The sequence below is a fragment of the Bradyrhizobium vignae genome (assembly GCF_900324035.1).
In the GTDB taxonomy this organism is placed as follows: domain Bacteria; phylum Pseudomonadota; class Alphaproteobacteria; order Rhizobiales; family Xanthobacteraceae; genus Bradyrhizobium; species Bradyrhizobium vignae.
In genome coordinates, this window is the sequence record NZ_LS398110.1 from 4623005 (window position 1) to 4644387 (window position 21383).

The following is a 21383-nucleotide window of genomic DNA, read 5'->3' on the forward strand; positions in this document are numbered from 1 at the left end:
CGAACCCGCTTTTGTATTGTACTTTTCATGAGCGCAGTGCAGCAGCCCGCGGCCGACCGGAGGCCGCACGGAGGGAACGGAAGCGATGATCCCGCACTATTTTTTGTATGAGGAAGCGGCATCGGAGGTCGAGCCATCGTTCCTTCACATCGAGCCGATCCCCGTGCGCAGCGGCCGTCACAATTGGACAATCCGGACCCATACCCATCCCGACCATCACCAGATCCTGGTAATCAGCAAAGGCGGCGGCGCCATCGAGGTCGAGGGCACGAGCTGGGCGGTCTCGCCACCGGCCCTGATCATCATCCCGGCACTGACGATCCATGCGATCCGGTTCAAGCCCGGCACCGACGGCTATGTCATCACCGTGGCGCCGCCATTCCTGCGCTCTGCCCTCGACGGCGACGCCGACCTCGTCGACGCCTTTCGCCTGCCGGCGCGCTTCCTTCCGCAACAGATCGGCCGCGACGTCGACCTCGTCGGCCTGTTCGCCTCGCTCGAGCACGAGTTCGTCTGGTCGGCTCCCGGCCGCCGCACCGCCATCAAGGCCTATCTGCAGCTGCTCGCCGTGGCCGTGCGCCGGCTGCAGGAGCAAGAGCGGGTTCGCCCGATCTCCAGCGCGCGCGAGGCCGACACGGTGATCCGCTTTCGCGAGCTCGTCGAACGGCATTTTCGCGAGCATGCATCGCTCGATTTCTATGCGCGCAGGCTCGGCGTGACGACGGCCCGCCTCAACGCGTGCTGCCGGCTCACGACAGGCAAGTCGTCACTGGCCCTGATCAATGACCGGCTACTCACCGAGGCCAAGCGCAACCTGCTCTATTCGGACATGAGCGTGAACGAGATCGGCGCTGCGCTCGGCTACGCCGACCCGGGCTACTTCAACCGGTTCTTCTCGCGCAATGTCGGCCTGTCGCCCGGACGATTCCGCGACCGGCTGTTGTCCGACATGACGCGCGCCGCCGGTTGAGCCGGCATGGTGCCTTTAGCCGGCGAGAGAAAAGGCCAATCCATGTCGCTTGAGGGCCGCGGCGCCTTCGTCGAGATCATGGAGCGGACGGTCAGACAGGATCTCAAGGACGATCTGGCCTGCATAGCCCCGCCGCGTCAGGAGTCCCGCAATGGCCGCGAAATCGATCGCTCCCGAGCCGAGCGGATCATGCCGCCACTGCCCTTTCGGGGCATCGGACAAATGAACGATGCCGAGACGCGGCCACAGCACCTCGAGCCCATCGACCGGATCCTCGCCGATCGCAAAGGCGTTGGCGACATCGTAGATCACCGGCATGCTCGCATAACCGCCGGCATCGAGGAACGCCGAGATGTCGGCAGCGCTGGCGAGCAGCCCCTGCGGATGATTTTCGAGGATGATCGGCACGCCGGCGCGTTCCGCCTTGTCGTGAATGCGGGCGAAGGCGCCACGAAAGCTTGGCATCAATCGGTCGTTGGCCCTGGCAAGCAACGCATGCCGGCGGCCGGAGCCGACGCAGATCCAGCGCGCGCCCAGCTCGGCGGCGCGGTCGATCGCGGCCGCATATGATGAGACGGCAAAATCCACCACATCACGCGACGGGCTCGCGAGATTGATGTCGCTGCTGGCGAGATCGAGCGCCAGCAGCGACAGGTCGTGGCGCTCGATCAAAGCGCGAATGCGGCGCGTGCGAGCGGCATCCTCCCTCCAGGGATCGAAGTGCGGCGGCGTGGCCATCAGCTGAATGGCGCGATAGCCGGCGGCCGCGAGCCTTTCGATGGCCTCTTCGGCGATACAGTCCCAGGTGAATCCGAAGGTGTGGGCGCCGAGCACCGGGAGCGTCATGACGCCGTCCGATAAAGCTCGATGGTCCGCCGAATGCCGTCGCGCAAGGATGTCGCCGGCAAATCCGGAAAGACGCGCCGCAAATCGCCTTCGCCGATGTCCTCCGCGAATGGGAGCACGGGTCCGTCGATGCCGATCCTGGCCTCGGGCACAACGGCGCGCACGGCCGCAACGACCTCGTCGTTCGAAGCCACCTCGCCCGGCAGATTGAAGACGAGCGCACCGTCGGGTTCGCGACGGAGCGCGGCCTCGTAGGCCGCCACCACATCGTCGACGAGGACGAGACCCGCCGTCCCCACATAGGGAATGACGTAGGTCTCACGCCGCGCCGCCGCGCGGCAGGCGAGCGAGGGACCGGCGGTCATCCCGGTCTCCCGACCGAAGCCATAGACGATGTAGGGCCTGAAACCGATGCTGGCGATGCCGTGGTCTTCCCAATAGGCCCGCGCGCTGCCCTCACAGGCGAGCTTGAATGCGCCGTAATGGGTGATGGGGCGCGGCGTCGTCCCGTCATGTGGACCATAGACGCCGGCGCTGCTCGTGAAAACGATGCGGCGAATGCCGAACGCCTGGGCCGCATTGAATACGTTCAACGTGCCGATGAGATTGATCATCGCGCCGCGCACCGGATCGGCTTTGCAGGCCGGCGTCAGCACGCCGGCGAGATGGACAATGGCCTCGCAGCCTTCCGCCGCCGCACGCACCGCCTGCGCATCCGCGATATCGCCGATGCGCCACTCCATCGCAGCGGCCGAAACCCCGACGATGCGATCGAACTGCGCCGAACGCCCGACCGGCTCGAAGACGCGCAACTGATGGCCCTCCGCGGCCAACCGCCGCGCCAGCCAGGCGCCAATGAACCCGCCGCCGCCCGTGATCAGAATCTTCATGACGAGCTTCCGTGCTGATCAGGAACCGTGACCGAAGAAGCTCTCGCCCGGCCGCGCGACGCGGCCATAGAGCCCGGGCGAAGCCAGCGTCGCCATCGACAGCTCCTGCGCCGTCTGCAACAGCGCCGGCGCAAGCTCGAGCATGCGCTCCTCGGTCAGGCGGATGTGGGGACCCGCGATCACCACGGCGCCCGTCACCTCCCTGGTCTTGGGATGACGGATGGGAGCCGCGGTCGCGCTCATCCACGGCGTATAGGTCTGCACGCAGATGCTGACGCCGCGCTTGCGGGTCTGGCGCAGATATTTCAGCAGCGCCGGCCAGCTCTCCGGCGCACGCGGACCATAGTCCTTGCGCAGCCCGTAGCCCTGCTTCTCCACCAGCGCGCGCGCCTCCTCATCCGGCAGGCACGAGAGCCAGGCGTGACCGCTCGCCGAGCAGGACAGCCGCCCCACCTGCCCCATGTCCGGATCGTAGCGCAGGCCGGCAGGCGAGCCCTGCGCCTTGGCCACCCACACCAGCTCGCGCCCGTCGATCATGGCCAGACGCACGAGTTCGCCGCTCTCTCGTGCGAGGCGGTCCAACAACGGCTGGGCAAAATCCGTGATGCCACTGCCGGCGAGGAACGTGAAGGCGAGCGAGGCGATCTTGGCGGTGAGCTGGTAGGCGCCCTGCTCGCGCTCCTGCCTGACGTAACCATGCTCGATCAGGCTCGTCAGCACGCGATGGGTCGCGCTGCGCGGAATGTGCAGCGAATCGGCGATCTCGAACAGCTGCATGCCATGGGCATTGGTCGCGAGCAGCTCGAGCACGCCGAGCGTCCGCTCCAACAGCCCACTCGGCGCCTCGGCGGGATCCGGGTTTTTCAACATCAAGGCAGCATCCTGATTCACAATTGCATCTCCTGATCAGGTCGCACTATCTGACCGGTTTCGGCGGCTTTGTGAACCGCCATCGTGGCCCGCAAGGTCAGCATGCCGTCGCGCGCCGTGATCAGCGGCGCTTCTTCGGCGCGGACCACCCGCGCCAGATGATCGATCTGCGCAAGATAGGGATCGCCGCGCGTGAGGCCAATCTCGTCGCGCGAGATCGGAGCAAACCAGCTCTTGGCCGAGGCGTAGTGCCAATGTTCCAGCGTCGGCAGCGCCAGCGCGCCATCGGTGCCGCAGAGGAAATGCGTCTGCACCATAGCCGGCTGCGGCGGATAATTCGGGCTCTCGCCGCTGGCAAGATCCCAGCTCCACGGGCTCGCCGCGGTATCGCTGAGGCTCAGCGTCACCAGCGCCCCACCGGCAAGGCGGAGCAGGATCGCCGCGGAGTCTTCGACCTCGAAGCCGCGCACCGCGTTGGACGTGACGGCTTGCACGGAGGCGATCTCGCCGCAGAGATGCCGGATCAGGTCGATCTCGTGAATGAGGTTGATCAACACCGGGCCGCCCCCCGCCTCGCGACGCCATACCACGTCGAAATAATCCGGCGGCTTGTAGAAGGTTGCCAGCACCGTCGCATTGGTCAGGCGGCCGAGCGCGCCCTCGGCAATCATTGCACGCGCCCGGCGTGCGATCGGATTGTGGCGCCGGTGGTGCCCGACCAGAACAGGCACGCCCGCACGCTCCGAGGCCGCCGCAATCGCCGCCGCGTCGGCTAGCGTGCTGGCGACGGGCTTCTCGACCAGGGCCACGATGCCGCGCTCGATGCAGGCGATCGCAAACGCGCGGTGGGTCGCGTTCGGCGTGGCGATGATCGCCGCCTGCGGCTTCACCGCCTCCAACAGATCGCGCGCATCGCTGTAGCAGGGCACGCCAAGGCCTTCTGCATAAGCCCTTCCCGCGGCAGCGGGTTCGGCGATTGCGACGAGCCGGCAGCTCGTCGAACGGCGGATCGTCTCGCAATGGGCCCGTCCGATTGCGCCGGCTCCGATCACCGCCACCGCGACCTCTGTCATCTGCGTCCTCACGAATTGCCGTTGCTTCCGAGGCGGCTCTTAGCACGCCATGTCTGGAATTGGAATGGGATTCCAGTTTTTGATCTTTGATATTGGAATTCGATTCCAGTTGTGGTACGGCAGGCTCAATAGCCGCTTGCACGGCCCGCCGGCAGCGACCGGCGCATGTCGGAACGGGAGGAAACAAATGACGGATCGGAAGACGACATCGGCCATGACGGGCTTGCGCATCGGCCGTCGCGGCCTGCTCCTCGGCGCAACCTCACTCGCGGCCTCACGCCTCGGCATGCCCTATATCGGCAATGCGGCCGCGGCCGAGCCGATCAAGATCGGAATGATCTGGGCGAAGACCGGTTCGATCGTCGACCAGGCCGAATATCTCGCCCAGGGCGGCATGCTCGCGCTGGAGCAGCGCAACAACACGCTGCTGGGACGGCCCGCGGAGATCGTCTGGCTGGACGAGCCCAATCCGCAGGGCGCGCAGCAGAGCGCGGAGCGTCTTGTCGGCGAGCAGAAGGTCGTCGGCATGGTCGGCGGCGCGCTGTCCTCCTTCGCGCTAGCGATCTCCTCGGTGGCCAAGAAGGCCAAGATCCCCTACGTCGCTGCCAATGCCGCCACCGGCGACCTCACCGGCAAGTCCTGCAACAAGTACACCTTCCGCCTTCAGCCTCCCGTCGACGTGCACGCGCGCATCCTCGCGCCCTACTGCGCCTCGATCGGCAAGAAATGGTACCTGCTGACGGCATCCTACGCGTTCGGCCAGGACATCAAGCGCGCCTTCACCGACTACATCACAGCCAATGGCGGCACCGTGGTCGGCGCCGACGAGGTCCCGGTCGGCACGCCGGACTATTCCTCGTTCATCCTGAAGATCCGCGCCGCCAAGCCCGACGTCGTGATCGGCGGCATCGCCGCGAGCGATCTCACCACCTTCCTCAAGCAGTGGAACGAGCTCGGCATGAAAGGCAAGATTCCCTTTGCCGAGATTTCGGTCGGCAACACCGACCTCTGGGGCGTCGGTCCCGAAGCGGCGGACGGGCTCTATACCATCACCTGGTGGTACAAGAATCCGAACAATTCGCCCGAGGAAAAGGCGATGGCCGCCGCCTACGAGAAGAAATACAACAGGCCGGCGGCTGACAAGGCCTGGATGGGTTGGCTCGGCATGAAGAGCCTTCTCGATTCCATCGAGATGGCGAAATCGACCGAGCCTGCTGCCATCGTGCAGGCGCTCGAGGGCTGGACGTATCGCCGCGGCGACCTGGATATCGGCTACCGCGATTTCGATCATCAAATGACGAGCCGGCTGCTGGTCGCCGGCATCCATCCCAAGATCACGGACAAATGGGACTATTTCGACGTCAAGGCCGAGTTGCCGAAGACGTCGGAGGATCTCGCCAAGGCCTTCGGCTCTGCCGGCGACAGCGCCTGCAAGATGGACACTCTCTGAGCCTTCCTTCCCTTGGAATGAGGCCGTGACGCAGGCCCCGCGCCTGCGCCATCGCCTCGCCCGATCCGAAACGGATGTCGCCATGCTCGACATGATCCTCTCGCAAGCCGTCAATGGCCTGGTGCTCGGCTTTCTCTACGTTCTGATCGCGATCGGGCTCTCGATCATTTTCGGGATGCTCGGCATCGTCAATTTCGCGCATGGGGCCTTCTTCGCCGTCGGCGCGTATCTCGCCTACGCCTTGAGCCGGGAGTTCGGCTGGTGGGCCGCACTCGCCGCACCGCTGTTGACCGGCATCATCGGCGTGATCGTGGAGATGACCCTGATCCGGCATCTCTACGGCAAGGAGCCGCTGCTCGGCCTGATCCTGACCTTCGCGCTCGCGCTGCTGGCGGAGGCCGTGCTGCGGCTGGTCTTCGGCGGCGCGCCCGTGCCCTTCGCCGCACCGAAATTCCTGGCCGGCTTCGTCGAATACGGCCCGATCCTGATCACCAGATACCGGATGTTCGTGCTGGTCACGACCGCGGCGGTGCTCGTCGCGTTCTGGGCCTTCCTCGCCTACACGCCCTACGGCCGGATCATCCGCGCAGGATCGCGCGATCCGGAGATGGTGGGCCTGCTCGGCATCAATCTGCCGATCGTCTTCAGCGGCGTCTTCGGCATCGGCTGCCTGCTCGCCGGCCTCGGCGGACTGCTCGCCGCTCCGCTGTGGACCATCACGCCCTCGATGGCCGCCGGCGCGATCATGCCGGCCTTCGTGATCGTCACCATCGGCGGCCTCGGATCGTTTCTCGGCGCTGTCGTCGCCGGCCTCCTGGTCGGCATCACCACCGCGATGACCATCCAGTTCCAGCCGGAATGGTCGGGCGCGGCCATGTACATCCTGATGGCTGCCATTCTCCTCATCCGCCCGCGCGGGCTGTTCGGTGAACGCTGGGAGAGGTTCGAGTGAGACATCTCGCCATGTTGCGCCATCCGGCGCTCGTCACAGCGCTCGTTCTCGCCGCACTGACGGCCGTGTGGTCCCTGCTCGGCGCGCCGATCTCACTGATCACGCAGATCGCGATCTATACGCTCTACGGCGCCGGCGTGAACCTTCTCGTCGGCTATACCGGCCTCGTCCCGTTCGGTGCGTCGGTGTTCTTCGGTTGCGCGAGCTATGCGGCGGCCTTCTTCATCCTCGGCCGTTACGGCAACGATCTCGTCTCGCTGCTGCTTGCGACGGCCTTCTCCGCCCTGCTGGCGCTCGTGATCGGCGCCATCATCCTGCGCCGCAGGGGACTGTACTTCTCGCTCCTGACCCTGGCTTTCTCCCAGATCGCCTTCGAGATCGCCTTCAAATGGACCGCGGTGACCGGCGGCGAGAACGGCCTGCAGAGCGTCTATCGCACGAGCTTTGCCGGGCCGTGGTCGTTTCACGTCTTCGTGGTCGCGGCCACCGTGCTCTGCATCTGGCTGATGTGGCGGATCGCGCACTCGCCGTTCGGCCGCGTGCTGCAGGCACTGCGCGACAACGAGCAGCGGGCGAGCAGCCTCGGCTATGACGTCCACCGGTTCCGCCATGGCGCCCTGATCCTGACTGGCACCTTCGTCGGCTTCGGCGGCGGCCTGCTCACGCTGATGCTCGAAGGCGTGTATGCCAACAATCTGAGCTGGCAGCACGCCGGCGATTCCCTTCTGATGACCGTGCTCGGCGGCGTGCATCACGTGCTCGGGCCGCTGTGGGGCGCGATCGCCTTCATCCTGCTCGAGGACCGCCTGTCCGCGATCACCGAAAACTGGTGGCTGATCTTCGCGCCGATCCTGATGTTGTTCGCGCTGACCTCGCCGGAAGGAATCCAGGGCCTGTGGCAAAGGCTGTTCGGCCGCCAGCGCTGGACGCTGGTGCGTGCCGATATTCCGCCGCGTCCCGACGTCATTGCGCCCTTCGCGAGCAGCGCCAGCGGGCTCCACCGTGGCAAGCCGCTGCTGCAGACCATCGGGTTGAGCAAGAACTTCGGTAGCCTGGTGACGGCGAAGAGCATCGACCTCGACATCCATGGCGGCGTGCTCCACAGCATCATCGGGCCGAACGGCGCCGGCAAGACGACGTTCTTCAACATGCTGTCCGGCGCGCTTAAGCCGAGCGGCGGACGCATCGTGTTCGACGGCCGCGACATCACCCGCCTGCCGATGCATGTTCGCGCAAGACTCGGGATCGGGCGCTCGTTCCAGATCCTGTCGATCTTCCAGAACCTGACCGTGTTCGAGAACGTCCGGGTTGCCGTACAGGCCCAGCGCAAGGGATCGGGCCGGCTGCTCCGAGATGCCTATGCTCTCGAGGAGACCAACGCCAGGACCTGGTCGATCCTCGATGCCGTCGGCCTCGCGGATGTCGCGGCCGAACCCTGTGTCAACCTTCCGCACGGGGCGAAACGGCTGCTGGAGATCGGCATTACGCTCGCAATCGAATCCAGGCTGTTGCTGCTCGACGAGCCGCTCGCCGGCCTCGCCGAGGCCGATCGTGTCATCGTCGCCGATCTGATCCGGAAGCTTACGCAAACGCATGGCGTGCTCCTGATCGAGCACGACATCGACCGCGTTCTCGCGATCTCCGACCGCATCTCGGTTCTGCACCAGGGCCGGATGATCGCCGACGGCAGGCCAGCGGAGGTCGCCGCCAACCCCGACGTGGTCGCGGCCTATCTCGGCGCCGCCAGGGATGGCAGCCAGTCGCCGCCGCCCGCAATCGAGCGGATGGCCCACGCCAAGGCCCCGCTGCTGCTCGCGGCAAATGCGGTGTCGGCAGGCTACGGCGGCAGCACGGTCCTCGAGGCGGTTGATCTCGCCGTTCATGCCGGCGAGGCCGTCGCCCTGCTCGGCCGCAACGGCGTCGGCAAGACCACGCTACTGCGCAGCCTCAGTGGTACGCTCGCCATCTCCGGCGGCAGCATCGCGCTCGAAGGAACGCCGCTCGCGCGCCTCAAGCCCTACGAGATCAATCGCCTCGGCATCTCGCTGGTCCCCGAGGGACGCCGGCTGTTCCCCAACCTCACCGTCACCGAAAATCTGCAGCTTGCCGCGCGGCCGGGCGGCCTCGGGCTTGCGGAGGTGTTTGAGCTGTTCCCGCGCTTGCGGGAGCGCCGGTCCGCGAAGGCCGAAATGCTGTCGGGCGGCGAACGGCAGATGGTCGCGATCGCGCGCGCCCTCGTCGTGCCGAGCAAGCTGATCCTGCTCGACGAGCCATTCGAGGGCCTCGCGCCGGCCGTGGTCAAGGAAGTGATGGACGCGCTCGTCAAGCTGCGCGGCAAGGTCGCCATGGTCATCGTCGAGCACCACGCCGAGACCGTGCTGCCGATCGTCGACCGCGCCTACGTGCTGGTGAACGGCCAGATCGCCTTTGCCGGCGACGCGGAGATCCTGGAGCGGGATCATGAGTTGCAGGCGCGCCTGCTCGGCGTGGTCCAAGCCGAGACGGCACAGGCCCGCGGAGCAGCCTAACCGAGAAGAGAACAACAATGATCAGCCTGAACCTGACCGGCGCAACGCGCCTCAACATCATCGTCGGCGATCCCATCGCCCAGGTGAAATCGCCTGCCGGTGTGACGCAGGCTTTCGTCGACCGCGGCTATGACGCCATCCTGGTGCCGGTGCAGATCGACAACGACCACCTGAAAGCACTGCTGACGACCGCGACCGAGATCCGCAACCTCGACGGCGTCATCGTCACGGTCCCGCACAAATTCGCTTGCTACGAATTCTGTTCGAGCGCGACCGACCGCGCCCGCCTGCTCGGATCTGTCAACATCATGCGGCGGCGCCGCGAGGGGGGGTGGCATGGCGATCATGTCGATGGGCTGGGTTTCGTCGGGGCGGTGCGCGCCAGCGGCTACGATCCGGCCGGCAAGCGCGCCCTGCTGGTCGGCGCCGGCGGAGCCGGGTCGGCGATCGCCATGGCACTGGTCGAAACCGGCGTACGCACCCTCGCCATCCACGACAATGATGTGGCCCGGCGCGACCAGCTGATCGGAAAGCTGAAGACGCTGGGTAAGGCCGAGATCGGCCCGGGCTCCGCCGATCCGTCCGGCTTCGATCTCGTCGCCAACGCGACGCCGCTCGGCATGAAGGCCGGCGATCCGCTGCCGCTCGACGTGTCAAAGCTCAACGAACGTACGTTCGTCGGCTGCGTCATCACAAGCCCTGTGATCTCGCCGCTCGTTGAAGCAGCGCGCCGTCTCGGCTGCAAGACGTCGACGGGCAGCGAGATGTACAACGCGCTGCAGAGCTCGATGGTCGATTTCCTGCTTCAAAGCGACAGCTCGAGGTAACCGCCATGTTCAGGAACATCAACGAGATTTCCGACGGCGCGCCCTACGATCTGGTCGTGATCGGCTCCGGTGCCGCCGGGATGGCAGCCGCCCTGTTCGCCGCAATCGAAGGGCGCAAGGTCCTCCTGGTCGAGCGCACCGAATATGTCGGCGGGACCAGCGCGCTGTCGGCGGCAACCACGTGGGTGCCCAACTCCCACCATTCCAGGAGCGTCAACCCCCACGACAGCCGGGACAAGGCGCGCAAGTTCCTCGACGGCGTCGTCGGCAATCATTCCGCCCCGTCGATGCGCGAGGCCTTTCTCGACAGCGCGCCGGAAGCAATTGCGGCGCTCGAAGCCAACAGCGTGGTCAAGTTCCGCCCCTACGCCACCCATCCCGATTACGAGCAGCAGTTCGAGGGCGCCACCATGCGCGGCCGGGCGCTCGAGCCGGTGCCGTTCGACGGCCGCAGCCTCGGACCCGACCTCGACAAGATCCGCCCGCCGATCCCGGAGTTCACGATCTTCGGCGGCATGATGGTCGACCGCACCGACATCGGCCACCTGCTCGCGATCAGGAAATCGGCGCGCTCCGCGGCTCACGCTATCAAGATCCTCGCACATTATGCCGGCGATCGGCTCAGGGGCCGGCGCGGCTCGCGCCTGGTGATGGGCAACGCATTGATCGGTCGTTTCCTGGCGTCTCTGAATGCGCGCGGCGTCGAGATCCTGATCCGGACCGAGGTCCAGGATCTCGTGAGCGAGAACGGCACCGTCACCGGCGCGATCCTCAAATCGGGCGCCACGACCCGCCGCGTCGCGGCCACCAACGGCGTCGTGCTCGCGGCCGGCGGATTCAACCGGCATCCGCGACGCCGCGCCGAGCTATTGCCCCAGGGCGAAACGTACAGCCCTTCGGCGCCGGGACATACCGGCGCCATGCAGGACATCGCATTGCGGCTTGGCGCCCGGTTTGGCGAGGGCAATCTCGACAACGCCTTCTGGGCGCCGGTCTCGATCCGCAAGCGCGCTGACGGCAGCACGGCGAGCTTCCCGCATTTCGTCATGGATCGTAGCAAGCCCGGGACGGTCTGTGTCGATCAGACGGGACGACGCTTCGTCAACGAATCCGTCTCCTATCACCTGTTCGGACGCGCGATGTTCGAGCACAACAAGCAGGTGCCGTGCATCCCCTGCTTCATCATCACCGACGCGGTCGGGCTCTCGAAATACGGTCTCGGCATGGTGCGGATGGGCACGCGCGACCTCACGCCTTATCTTGCCGACGGCTACCTGATGGAAGGCGCCAGTATCGCCGACCTCGCCGCCAGGATCGGCGTGCCGGCGGCCAGTCTCGAAACGACGATCGCGGCGATGAACCGCTATGCCGCAAGCGGCGTCGATCCCGACTTCGGCCGCGGCACCACGGCCTATCACCGCGTCAATGGCGATGCATCCATCGGGCCCAATCCGACGCTGGGTCCGATCTCGACCGCGCCCTACTATGCCGTGCGGCTCTATCCCGGCGACATCGGGGCGGCCACAGGTCTCGTCATCAACGAATGGGCGCAGGTCACGCGCGCCGACGGCACTGCGATCGCGGGCCTCTATGCCTGCGGCAATGAGGCCAATTCGATCATGGGCGGCACCTATCCCGGGCCCGGCATCACCATCGGTCCTGCCATCACGTTCGCCTACCGCGCAGTGCGGCACGCCGTCGGCGCGGCCCAGGCACGGCGCGCAGCGTGATCCGGAGGCTGATTTGACAGGCGACCACAATCTCGACTGCGATCTGCTCGTCATCGGCTCGGGCGCGGGCGGCCTGGCGGCGGCGGTCACCGGCGCCTCGCTCGGTCTCGACGTCATTTTGATCGAGAAAGAAGAGCAGCTCGGCGGGACCACGGCCTGGTCGGGCGGCTGGATGTGGATCCCGGGCAATCCGCTGGCGAAAGCCGCCGGCATCGTCGAGCCTCCCGAGCAACCGAGACTCTATTTGCGGCACGAACTCGCGGACGGCTATGACGAGAGCCGGGTCGAGATGTTCCTCGAGCAAGGTCCGCGCATGGTCGAGTTCTTCCGGCGCGAAACCCATCTGGCCTTCATCGACGGCAATCAGATTCCGGATTTTCACGGCAGGAGTCCGGGTGCGGTGACGGGCGGCCGCTCGGTCTGCGCCGCGCCGATCGACGGCCGCGAGCTCGGCCCTCGTATCCGCGATCTCAAGCCGCCTCTGGATGAAGTCGCCCCGTTCGGAATGGGCATCGCCTCCGGCGCCGATCTCAGGCATTTCCTCAATGCCCGCTCGTCTCCGACCTCGTTCTTCCACGTCGCCCGCCGGCTTGCGCGGCATATGCTCGATCTGCTGCGCTTCGGTCGCGGCATGCATCTCGTCAACGGCAATGCCCTGGTGGCACGGCTGCTGAAATCCGCCGATAGCCTCGGCGTCCGCATCATGCCGGGGACACCCGCGCAATCGTTGCTGCGGGAGGGGGCTCGCGTCGTGGGCGCCCGCGCTGGGCGCGACGGGACGACGGTCGAGATTCGCGCGCGCCGCGGCGTCGTGCTCGCCTGTGGAGGCTTTCCGCACGACGCGCAACGGAAGGCTGCGCTGTTTGCCCATGCCCCGACCGGCCACGAGCATTGGTCGGCGGCACCCGCGAGCAACACCGGCGAAGGCATCCGCCTCGGCGAAGCCGTCGGCGGGCGGCTGCGGACCGATCTCTCCGATGCAGGGGCCTGGGCGCCCGTGTCGCTGGTACCGCATCGCGACGGCTCGTTCGCTCACTTCCCGCATCTGATCGAGCGCGCCAAGCCCGGGCTGATCATGGTGCGCAGCGACGGGACGCGGTTTGCCAACGAGGCCGATTCCTATCATGACGTGATGAAGGCGCTGTTTGCCGCCACGCCGAAAGGCACGCCGGCCGAAGCCTGGGCGATCTGCGACGCAAAGTTCCTCAAGCGTTACGGTCTTGGCCGCGTGCGTCCCCCGCCCTTCCCCGTCGCGCCCTGGATCCGCAACGGCTATCTGAAGCGGGGCGCGACCATCGCAGCGCTCGCGCGGGCCTGCAACATCTCCGCCGACGGACTCGTAGCGACGATCGAGCACTACAATCGCTTCGCCGCCCGCGGTGAAGATCCCGCCTTCGGGCGCGGTGAGGCGCCCTACAATCGCGTGCAGGGTGATGCGGCGCATCTGCCAAATCCTTGCATCGCGCCCATCGAATCCGGCCCGTTCTATGCGGTCAAGATCGTGGCCGGCAGTCTAGGCACGTTCGCAGGCCTCGCCACCGACGAATATGCCCGCGTGCTCGATGGGCAGGCCACGCCGATCGACGGCCTCTACGCCGTCGGCAACGACATGGCGAGCATCATGGCCGGGCGGTATCCGTCGGGCGGCATTACGCTCGGCCCAGCCATGACCTTCGGCTACATCGCCGCGCACCATGCCGGCGGAATTCCACTCGCGAACAACCGGTCGGCCGCGGCCTGACCGCATGGAGAAGAACATGCTCTACGAGATCGCAACCCTGACGGTGAAACTCGGCACCGCGGCCAAGGCCGTGGCCGGCATCGGCGACTACGTCAGCGCATCGGGCGCCAATGGCACGCTGCTCGGCTGCTGGGCCAGCGAGATCGGCGAGCTCAACCAGCTCCTGGTGCTGCGCTCATTCAGCGATCACGAGGCGTGGCGCGCCGAGCGCGAGCGTGCATTGCGTACGACAAATCCCTTCGGAGCCGGCGACGCCATCACCGGGATGAGCTTCGATACCTATGCGCCGTTTCCGTTCCTGCCGCCGCTCGCGCCGGGCAAGTACGGCAGCGTCTACGAGATCCGCACCTATCGTCTCAAGCACGGCGGCGTTCCTCCGACGATCGCGGCATGGGAAGCAGCCATGCCCGAGCGCGGCAAGCTGTCGCCGCTCTCGATCGCAATGTATGCGCTCGACGGGCCGCCACGCTTCACTCATATCTGGCCGTTCGCCAGCCTGGATGCCCGCGCCGCGGTGCGCGCCGAGTCCGTTGCCAATGGCATCTGGCCGCCGAAGGGCGGACCCGACTGGCTGACCGGCGACATGCGCTCGATCATTGCACTGCCAACGGCAATCTCTCCGCTGGCCTGAGGCGACGATCATGCCGCACATCTATTCACTCGCTTACCTCACTTCGGCGCCAATGGCGCCCCCGGATGCGCTGGTCCTCGCCGCCAAGCTCGGCTACCAGGCGATCGGGGTTCGCATCGCGCCTGCGGCGCCGGGCGGCGACTTCTCACCGCTCACCACCGATGCAGCCATGCTGCGCGAAACCATCCGGCGCATCGACGATACGGGAGTTGCAGTGTTCGACGTCGAGATCGCACGACTGGGGGTGGATTTCGAGCCGGAGCGCTTCGCGTCCTTTCTCGACACGGCCGGACGGCTGAATGCGCGCGCGATTCTGGTCGCTGGCGACGATCCAGACGAAGCGCGGCTGACAGAGTCGTTCGCAAACTTCTGCCGCGCCGCCGCGCCTTACGGCCTCACCGCCGATCTCGAATTCATGCCATGGACAGCGGTGAAGAACGCCAAGGAGGCTTTGCGGATCGTGACCAACGCCAATGAGCCCAACGGCCGCGTGTTGGTCGACGCGCTGCACGCCGCGCGCTCCGCGACCACTCTCGCCGATATCGCGTGCCTGCCGCACGACTTGCTGAGCTACGCCCAGCTCTGCGATGCACCCGCCGGCATCCCCACCAGCAATGACGAGCTGATCCACACCGCGCGCTGCGCGCGGCTTCTGCCGGGCGACGGCGGCATCGATCTCGCCGGGATCGTCCGCGCGCTGCCGGACGATCTTCCGCTCAGTCTCGAGATTCCTAACGACGAGTGGCTTCCGAAGCTCGGAGCGGAGGAATGGGCACGGCGGGCGCTGGCCGCAGCCAAGACGACCGTCGCGCACGCGGCAAGGGGGACGGCGAGCGCATGACCGGGCTCAATTTTGAAGGTCGCATCGCCGTCATTTCGGGCGGCTGCGGCGGCATCGGCCGGGCGGTTCGCGAACGGCTTGTAGCCGATGGCGCCAAAGTGCTCGTCTGGGATGTCGCGGATGAGGCAGATGAACGGGTCGATCTCACCGACGAGACCGCCGTCGACGAGGCGATGGCGCGCCTCCTTGCGCGACACGGCCGCATCGACGTTCTTGTCAATGCCGCCGGCATCACCGGCCCCACGGTCAATATCGAGCAGTACAGCCTTGCCGATTGGCGGCGTGTTCTTGACGTGAACCTGACCAGCACCTTCCTCTGCTGCAAGGCCGCCATCACACCGATGCGACAGCAAAACGGTGGCCGCATCGTCAACCTGGCCTCGATCGCGGGCAAGGAAGGCAATGCCAGCATGACCGGCTATTCCGCGGCAAAGGCCGGCGTGATCGCGCTAACGAAATCTCTCGGCAAGGAGCTGGCCGGTACCGAAATTCGCGTCAACGCCATTGCACCTGCCGTGATCGCCACCGATCTCGTCAAGCAGATGACGGAGGAAGCCTATCGGAACGTGTTGGCAAAGATCCCGCTCGGACGCGCAGGCCTGCCGAAGGAAGTCGCCGCGCTGGTCGCCTGGCTCGCCTCCGATGAATGCTCGTTCTCGACCGGCGCCGTCTTCGATCTTTCCGGAGGGCGCGCAACGTATTGAATTGTCTTAAGATGACCGCTTGATACGGATCCGTCGAACATCGATTGCGCCGCGGAGGAGCCCTGCCCGTCTGATCCCGGCCTTGGAATCCTTTGCAGCGTGTCTTCTGGTCAACACATGCTGATCATCGCTCGTGGACCGCAAGCATGCACAAGGTTCCGATGAGGGGTCCTGCCGCGAGGACAGCAAAGGCCGCCGCAAACGAGCCGGTTGCCGCGAACACCACGCCAACAACGCTCGGAACGATCACGCTTCCGAGCTGCCAGAGAGCATTGATCATACCGGTCGCGGTCGCCGTCATCCGCATGTCGACCCTCTCGGTGATCATTGCGGCAAGCAGCGGGCTGTAGACCACGGCAGTCAACCCAAGGAGCGGCGCTGCGATCAGGAATCCGCTTTTCGTGTGCATCATACCGAATACGATCAGCATCGCGGCGAACGCGAGAAGGTCGCAGATGACAAGATTGCGGCGCTTGCCGCCAAGCATGTCCGAGAGCAGTCCATAGAGGGGCTTTGAGACTGCAGCCGCGATACCAAAGATCAGGGCGATCGCGCCCGCATCCACTGGACTGAGCTGATAGCCCCGGATCATCAGCGCGGTCGCCCAGAACGCAAATCCCCACGTACCCCAATTGGCACCGAAGCCGGCAAGCGCGATCAGAACGAGGTTCCTGTCGGCCCACAGTGCTGCAAATCCGCGGCGCCATGTCACCTGATCGGGCGTCTTCGAGTTGCGTTCGCCGGCCCCCGCCGGCGTCAAGTCGGTCAAGAGGAACAGGCAGATCACGGCAACGAGTACCGTGAGGCCACCGAGGCCCCAATAGAGCGCGCGCCAGCCGACGACGCCCAGCAGCATCGGAAAGATCGCGTTTGCGGCGGCGACACCGATCGACGGCGCCGTCGAAAACAGACCAAGCGCCCTGCCGCGCTCGGTTCGGCCGAACCAATCGGCGACAACCTTGACGCAAGCAGCATAGTCCGCGCCGGCGAACAGGCCCATCAGGGCCTGCAGTACGAGCCCCATCGCGAATGAACTGGTCAACCCGAACAGAAACGTGCACGCGGCAAGCGGCGCGAGCGCGAAAAACAGCATCAGCCGCGATCCGATACGGTCGGTTACGAAGCCTGCAAGGCCGCTCGCGATCACGTAGCCGGTGTAGAAGGCCGTCACGTACAGGCCGAGTGTTGCGACCGGAATGTCCAGTGATTTGCTGGCCATGAGATTGGCATTCGCCCATGCCAGCCGGTCGAGGAAGGTCACCAGGAAAGCGGCAAAAACGACCGAAAGGACCACCCATCGATAAGAACCAACCGAACCTTTCGGCTCGGCCGGAGCCGTTGCTGACGCGCCAACCCCTGCATTGGCGCCCCCCGTAGATGCACTTGTCGCATCATCCTGTGCAACGCGCGGTCGCGTGTTCGCAACGACATTCATGGGACGGCCCTTTCCAGTGTCTTGCCGGTCAGCTCCGGCGCGGTCGCCATGCAGGCGTGCGACGAGGGGATGGCCTGGAAGCGCCAACCCTGTTGTTGTCGTGCACGCGCCCGGAACGGGTCGATCGCCGCCATTGCAGGCGCTTCGCAACTCACGTAGATCGTGTCGAGATCCGCCCCGGCCGGCTTGGTCAAGCGGGGCGCTGTGCGCATGGTATTGGTCTCGATCATCCGCTCAGCTAACGGCAGTTGCCGGCGGCAGATGGCCACGCGACGGCAGGGCCCCTGCTGCAGTCAGACTCTTCTGAACAGTCCCGTGCGGCAACGCCCGCACGTCCCAGCCGTACGCCCCGGCATGCGCCGCGAGGTGGCCGGCGGCCTGGCCCAGTGCCATGGCCGTGGCCTGGTGCCGGATCGCCCCATTCGCCTCGCGGGTCGCCGAGATGGCCCGACCAGTGACGACGAGATTCCTGACCGAAATGCAGGTCATGCTGCGCGCTGGAATCTCGAACGGCTGCGCCGGCATGAAGAGCCGGAGCTTGCCATCTTCCTCATGCACATCCAAGGGACCGCAGCCCAGCGCTACCGCATCCTCGAACGGTGTGGCACCGACCACATCCTGTTCCGTAAGCAGGTAGTCGCCGACCAGCCGAACGCTTTCTCGCACGCCGACATGGCTTGCAATTCCAGCCAGCTCGCAAGCTGCAAATCCCGGCATTCTCCGCTTGAGGAAGCTGGCGATGCGACTGACCTGATAGCGTCCGATAAACTCCGCCCTGGTCAGATCGTTGGGGTCGAGATTATCGAGCCCATCCAGATGGCTCATCAGGCAGATGGCGTCAGACGTGCCGACCGGCGAGACGGACAGGACATCCCAGAACAGCTCACCTGTGGCCATGCCCTCGAGAGCAATCGCGCGCTTTTCCTGCCTTGAGAGGGCGCGAAAGCGAGCGACATCGACGTGGGACAATCGAAAGACGAGGCTCATTCCCATGCGGTGCCGACCTGCCTGTACGTCCGCCAGTGGCGCTCCTGCGTGGCGCGCAACGACCGCATCCCCGGTCGCGTCGATAAAGCAGCTCGCCCCCACGTTGAGCCGTCCGCCGGACGTTTCGATCTGCACCCCGGTCACACGGTCGTCGTCTCGGGAGGCGCCGCAAATCCGGGCATGAACCAATGCAGACGCCCCGCTCTCCAGGACGAGCTCATCGGCGACGAGCTTTACGATTTCGGGATTGAACGGAAGGCGCTTGAGGTGAAGGGGACGCACGGTGGCTTCCGCCAGCACGTAGTTTTCAAAGCCGTTGGATCCGCCCCGGGCGATCACCCGCTCGGCGAATTCCATGGGCAGGCCGCCGACAGCGCATGTCTCGCCATTGTAGAAGCCGAGCCACTGCGCCACCATCGACGTTGTGCCGGCGCCACCGAAGCAGCCGGATGTTTCCACGACGAGGACGCGTGCACCCTGCCTGGCGGCAGACACCGTCGCCATTAGACCCGAAGCACCCCCGCCGGCTACCACGATATCAAAATGATCACCCGAGCAGACCGGCGGAAGCCGGCCGGCCCTTTGCAACACCTCGCTACTGCCGATGTCATGGCGCTCCTTCCCTTCGCTCGCGTGTTCAACGCCCGTGTTCTTATCCGGACTATGTGCGCAGGCCGAGACTGGACGCTAGGGCGAACTGTGCGTTTTCGTGCCAAAGTGTGCGCTATACGCACAGCAGTGGAGATCTGATCGATGGCATCGTCGAAACCGCGGTATTGTCGGCCGATTGCGGAGGAGAAACTGAACCGGAATTTCGTAACGGCTTTTGCGCGCGGACTTGCGGTCATCCAGTCGTTCGGCGCCGAGAACAGGGCCATGACGCTGGCGCAGGTCGCCGAACGTACCGGGATGGACCGGGCGGTGGCGCGTCGCCTCCTCCTTACGCTGGTGGAGCTTGGCTTCGCTCGCCTGCATGAGCGTCGCTTCGAGCTGACAACGCGCGTGCTCCGGCTCGCCTACTCGTTTCTGTCGTCCGCCGGTTTCGGCGCTTCCCTGCAACCATTTCTAGACCAGCTCGCCCGTTCGATCGGCGAGACAGTCTCACTCGCCGTGCTCGACGAAGCTGAAGTCGTATTCGTCGCGCGATCCGACATTCCCGGCCGGCGACTGTCTTACGTCGTCACGACAGGCATGCGACTGCCGGCGTTCTCCTCCGCATCCGGACGCGTGTTGCTCGCCTACAAGCCACGCGTCGAAGTGGAGCGGCTGCTGGCGCGGACCAGGATCGTCCGCCACACGCGGCACACGGTCATGCTCAAGCGCGAGATTCTTTCGCTGATCGTCGAGAGCAAGGTGAAGGGCTACTGCATCAACTACGAAGAGCTGGAGGACGGTTTAGTCAGCGTCTCGGTTCCGGTGTTCAATCGAGCCGGTCTTGTCGTCGCGACGCTCAATGCGAGCACGAGCTCGGCGCGCGCCAACAGGGAAAAACTGGCTGGAGAATTTGTCTCCAAGCTGAAGGGGATGGCGGGCGAGCTTTCGTCGATGCTGCCGTAGGAGCACGGTCCATTCGCCTTGTGCGCATAGCGCACAGACTGGAGCTTTTTTGTACAATTTCCGTTGGCACGCTTTCGTTCGAAGGACCAGTATGGTTCCTGACGCGAGACGAGCTCTGAGAGATCGTGTTAGAGATGCTGTGGAGACGAGCATTCCTTTGTGGCGCCATGGCTCTTGGGCACTATTCCGAGCAGGTTCATGCGCAGGCAAACATGCCAGGCATGGTAACGATCGCTGTGAGGTGCCCTGCAGGTCGCCCCGCGGACACTATAGCGCGCCCTCGCTGCGGAATACCTCAGTACAAGCGTGGACTGCAATTACCATCAGCTGCAAACTGGCCACAGCCCATGCTGACTGCCCCGCAAGCTTGCACATCTCATGCTCGCCTAGACCTGCGCGATCACAAGGGGGACCAATGCCTTATGTTCAGCTGAACCTTCCGGGACATTACCCAGCCGCAGCCAAGCGAAAGGCAGCTGAAGTCATCGGCAAACTCTACTGCGAGGAACTACTGGCGCCGCCGGGGGTAGTGAACATCGGCTTTGTAGAGCTCGGGTGCGATAATCTCTATCGCACAGGCTTCGCGCCGATTGAGACGGTGGCGCTCGCAATGCTCGATATCAGGGCAGGACGCAGTGTCGATCAGCGCACGCGGTTCGCTCGCAGACTGACCGAAGCCTGCGAAACCCATCTCGCCGTCCCTGCTGCGATGTTCACCGTCCTCTTCACGCAGCACGCAGGTGACGAGGCTTATCGAAACGGGCGCCTCGCCCCTGACTGGTCGCCGGCCGAGGGCCAGACCAGGCATGCCGGCTGGACATCCAGGGAATGACCAAGTGCTACGGAGGAATCACGTGTCGCAATCATGAGTGAGGCGCTCGAGCAGCGCGATCGCCATCTTGTCGCCGAACACGATGGGCCATTCACGGGTTATGGCCCGTCATTATAACCGCAGGACTGTTCAGAGAGGAAACGAGAATGATCTACGAAATGCGCCAGTATCGCTGCGTACCCGGCCGCCTGCCGGCATTGCTGAAGCGGTTCGAGACTGCCACGCTGAAGATCTGGGAGAAGCATGGCATCAAGCAGGCCGGGTTCTTCACCACGATGATCGGCGAATCTAACCAGGAGCTGACCTATTTCCTGGCCTGGGAGTCGCTCGCCGAACGCGAAAAGAAATGGGGCGCGTTCGTGGCCGATCCGGATTGGCACGAGGCGAGCAACAAGTCCCATGCGGACGGCCAGATCATCGCCAACATCGTCAGCCAGATTCTGGCCCCGACGGCATTCTCTTCGGTCAAATAGCCGTCCTTCCGGACAGAAGGCTGCGGCGCACCACTGATGTTCGAAG

At 65.3% G+C, this 21383-nt stretch carries 20 protein-coding genes; 13 read left to right on the forward strand and 7 right to left on the reverse strand.

All coding sequences use genetic code 11. The features are described 5' to 3' along the window. The first annotated feature begins 85 nt into the window (after window positions 1-85). Window positions 86-970 (forward strand): helix-turn-helix domain-containing protein, encoded by an 885-nt coding sequence (locus BRAD3257_RS22610; RefSeq protein ID WP_122403648.1) that lies wholly within the window; start codon window positions 86-88, stop codon window positions 968-970. A 15-nt stretch (window positions 971-985) separates the two neighbouring features. Here BRAD3257_RS22610 and BRAD3257_RS22615 read toward each other — a convergent pair whose 3' ends face one another. From BRAD3257_RS22615 to BRAD3257_RS22630, 4 genes are read right to left on the reverse strand one after another with little or no spacing between them, the layout of a single operon-like run. After that, complete coding sequence (locus tag BRAD3257_RS22615) at window positions 986-1816, reverse strand: sugar phosphate isomerase/epimerase family protein (RefSeq protein WP_122403649.1); 831 nt, start codon at window positions 1814-1816, stop codon at window positions 986-988. Further along, complete coding sequence (locus BRAD3257_RS22620) at window positions 1813-2706, reverse strand: NAD-dependent epimerase/dehydratase family protein (protein WP_122403650.1); 894 nt, start codon at window positions 2704-2706, stop codon at window positions 1813-1815. Before BRAD3257_RS22620 ends, BRAD3257_RS22615 begins: the two co-directional genes overlap by 4 nt. A gap of 18 nt (window positions 2707-2724) precedes the next feature. Next, a complete protein-coding gene (locus tag BRAD3257_RS22625; protein ID WP_162500311.1) occupies window positions 2725-3576 on the reverse strand; it encodes an IclR family transcriptional regulator in 852 nt (283 codons plus the stop codon). A gap of 17 nt (window positions 3577-3593) precedes the next feature. Continuing rightward, entirely contained in the window at window positions 3594-4649 is a 1056-nt protein-coding gene (locus tag BRAD3257_RS22630) for a Gfo/Idh/MocA family protein (RefSeq protein WP_162500312.1), read from the reverse strand. Between the two features lie 187 nt (window positions 4650-4836). Between BRAD3257_RS22630 and BRAD3257_RS22635 the strand changes: the two genes are divergently transcribed. From BRAD3257_RS22635 to BRAD3257_RS22675, 9 genes are read left to right on the forward strand one after another with little or no spacing between them, the layout of a single operon-like run. Continuing rightward, window positions 4837-6099: an ABC transporter substrate-binding protein gene (locus BRAD3257_RS22635; protein WP_122403652.1), complete on the forward strand. Its 1263-nt coding sequence runs from the start codon at window positions 4837-4839 to the stop codon at window positions 6097-6099. A gap of 25 nt (window positions 6100-6124) precedes the next feature. Further along, window positions 6125-7051 (forward strand): branched-chain amino acid ABC transporter permease, encoded by a 927-nt coding sequence (locus BRAD3257_RS22640; RefSeq protein ID WP_244607667.1) that lies wholly within the window; start codon window positions 6125-6127, stop codon window positions 7049-7051. After that, window positions 7048-9579: a branched-chain amino acid ABC transporter ATP-binding protein/permease gene (locus tag BRAD3257_RS22645; protein WP_244607668.1), complete on the forward strand. Its 2532-nt coding sequence runs from the start codon at window positions 7048-7050 to the stop codon at window positions 9577-9579. The genes BRAD3257_RS22640 and BRAD3257_RS22645 overlap by 4 nt, the downstream gene beginning before the upstream one ends. 17 nt (window positions 9580-9596) lie before the next feature. Next, window positions 9597-10406, forward strand: a complete 810-nt coding sequence (locus BRAD3257_RS22650; RefSeq protein ID WP_122403654.1) for a shikimate dehydrogenase family protein — start codon at window positions 9597-9599, stop codon at window positions 10404-10406. 5 nt (window positions 10407-10411) lie between these two features. After that, on the forward strand, window positions 10412-12136 hold the full coding sequence (locus BRAD3257_RS22655) for an FAD-dependent oxidoreductase (RefSeq protein WP_122403655.1): 1725 nt from the start codon (window positions 10412-10414) through the stop codon (window positions 12134-12136). Window positions 12137-12149: 13 nt separating this feature from the next. Further along, entirely contained in the window at window positions 12150-13877 is a 1728-nt protein-coding gene (locus BRAD3257_RS22660) for an FAD-dependent oxidoreductase (RefSeq protein WP_122403656.1), read from the forward strand. 16 nt (window positions 13878-13893) lie between these two features. Further along, window positions 13894-14508: an NIPSNAP family protein gene (locus BRAD3257_RS22665; RefSeq protein WP_122406719.1), complete on the forward strand. Its 615-nt coding sequence runs from the start codon at window positions 13894-13896 to the stop codon at window positions 14506-14508. 10 nt (window positions 14509-14518) lie between these two features. Beyond that, the gene (locus BRAD3257_RS22670) at window positions 14519-15349 is read left to right on the forward strand and encodes a sugar phosphate isomerase/epimerase family protein (protein ID WP_122403657.1); all 831 of its coding nucleotides are present in this window, start codon (window positions 14519-14521) and stop codon (window positions 15347-15349) included. Continuing rightward, the gene (locus BRAD3257_RS22675) at window positions 15346-16053 is read left to right on the forward strand and encodes an SDR family oxidoreductase (RefSeq protein WP_122406720.1); all 708 of its coding nucleotides are present in this window, start codon (window positions 15346-15348) and stop codon (window positions 16051-16053) included. The genes BRAD3257_RS22670 and BRAD3257_RS22675 overlap by 4 nt, the downstream gene beginning before the upstream one ends. 124 nt (window positions 16054-16177) lie before the next feature. Here the strand turns inward: BRAD3257_RS22675 and BRAD3257_RS22680 are convergent, their stop codons facing one another. The 3 genes from BRAD3257_RS22680 to BRAD3257_RS22690 form a co-directional block, all read right to left on the reverse strand. After that, the gene (locus tag BRAD3257_RS22680; protein ID WP_160118831.1) at window positions 16178-17347 is read right to left on the reverse strand and encodes an MFS transporter; all 1170 of its coding nucleotides are present in this window, start codon (window positions 17345-17347) and stop codon (window positions 16178-16180) included. A 137-nt stretch (window positions 17348-17484) separates the two neighbouring features. After that, entirely contained in the window at window positions 17485-17718 is a 234-nt protein-coding gene (locus tag BRAD3257_RS22685; protein ID WP_122403659.1) for a hypothetical protein, read from the reverse strand. A gap of 4 nt (window positions 17719-17722) precedes the next feature. Further along, a complete protein-coding gene (locus BRAD3257_RS22690; protein ID WP_347338396.1) occupies window positions 17723-19066 on the reverse strand; it encodes an FAD-dependent oxidoreductase in 1344 nt (447 codons plus the stop codon). Between the two features lie 162 nt (window positions 19067-19228). Between BRAD3257_RS22690 and BRAD3257_RS22695 the strand changes: the two genes are divergently transcribed. From BRAD3257_RS22695 to BRAD3257_RS22705, 3 genes are all read left to right on the forward strand, one after another. Further along, window positions 19229-20032 (forward strand): IclR family transcriptional regulator domain-containing protein, encoded by an 804-nt coding sequence (locus tag BRAD3257_RS22695; protein WP_122403661.1) that lies wholly within the window; start codon window positions 19229-19231, stop codon window positions 20030-20032. 415 nt (window positions 20033-20447) lie between these two features. Next, the gene (locus BRAD3257_RS22700; protein ID WP_122403662.1) at window positions 20448-20864 is read left to right on the forward strand and encodes a tautomerase family protein; all 417 of its coding nucleotides are present in this window, start codon (window positions 20448-20450) and stop codon (window positions 20862-20864) included. A gap of 146 nt (window positions 20865-21010) precedes the next feature. Beyond that, the gene (locus tag BRAD3257_RS22705) at window positions 21011-21337 is read left to right on the forward strand and encodes an NIPSNAP family protein (RefSeq protein ID WP_122403663.1); all 327 of its coding nucleotides are present in this window, start codon (window positions 21011-21013) and stop codon (window positions 21335-21337) included. The last annotated feature ends 46 nt before the right edge of the window (window positions 21338-21383 follow it).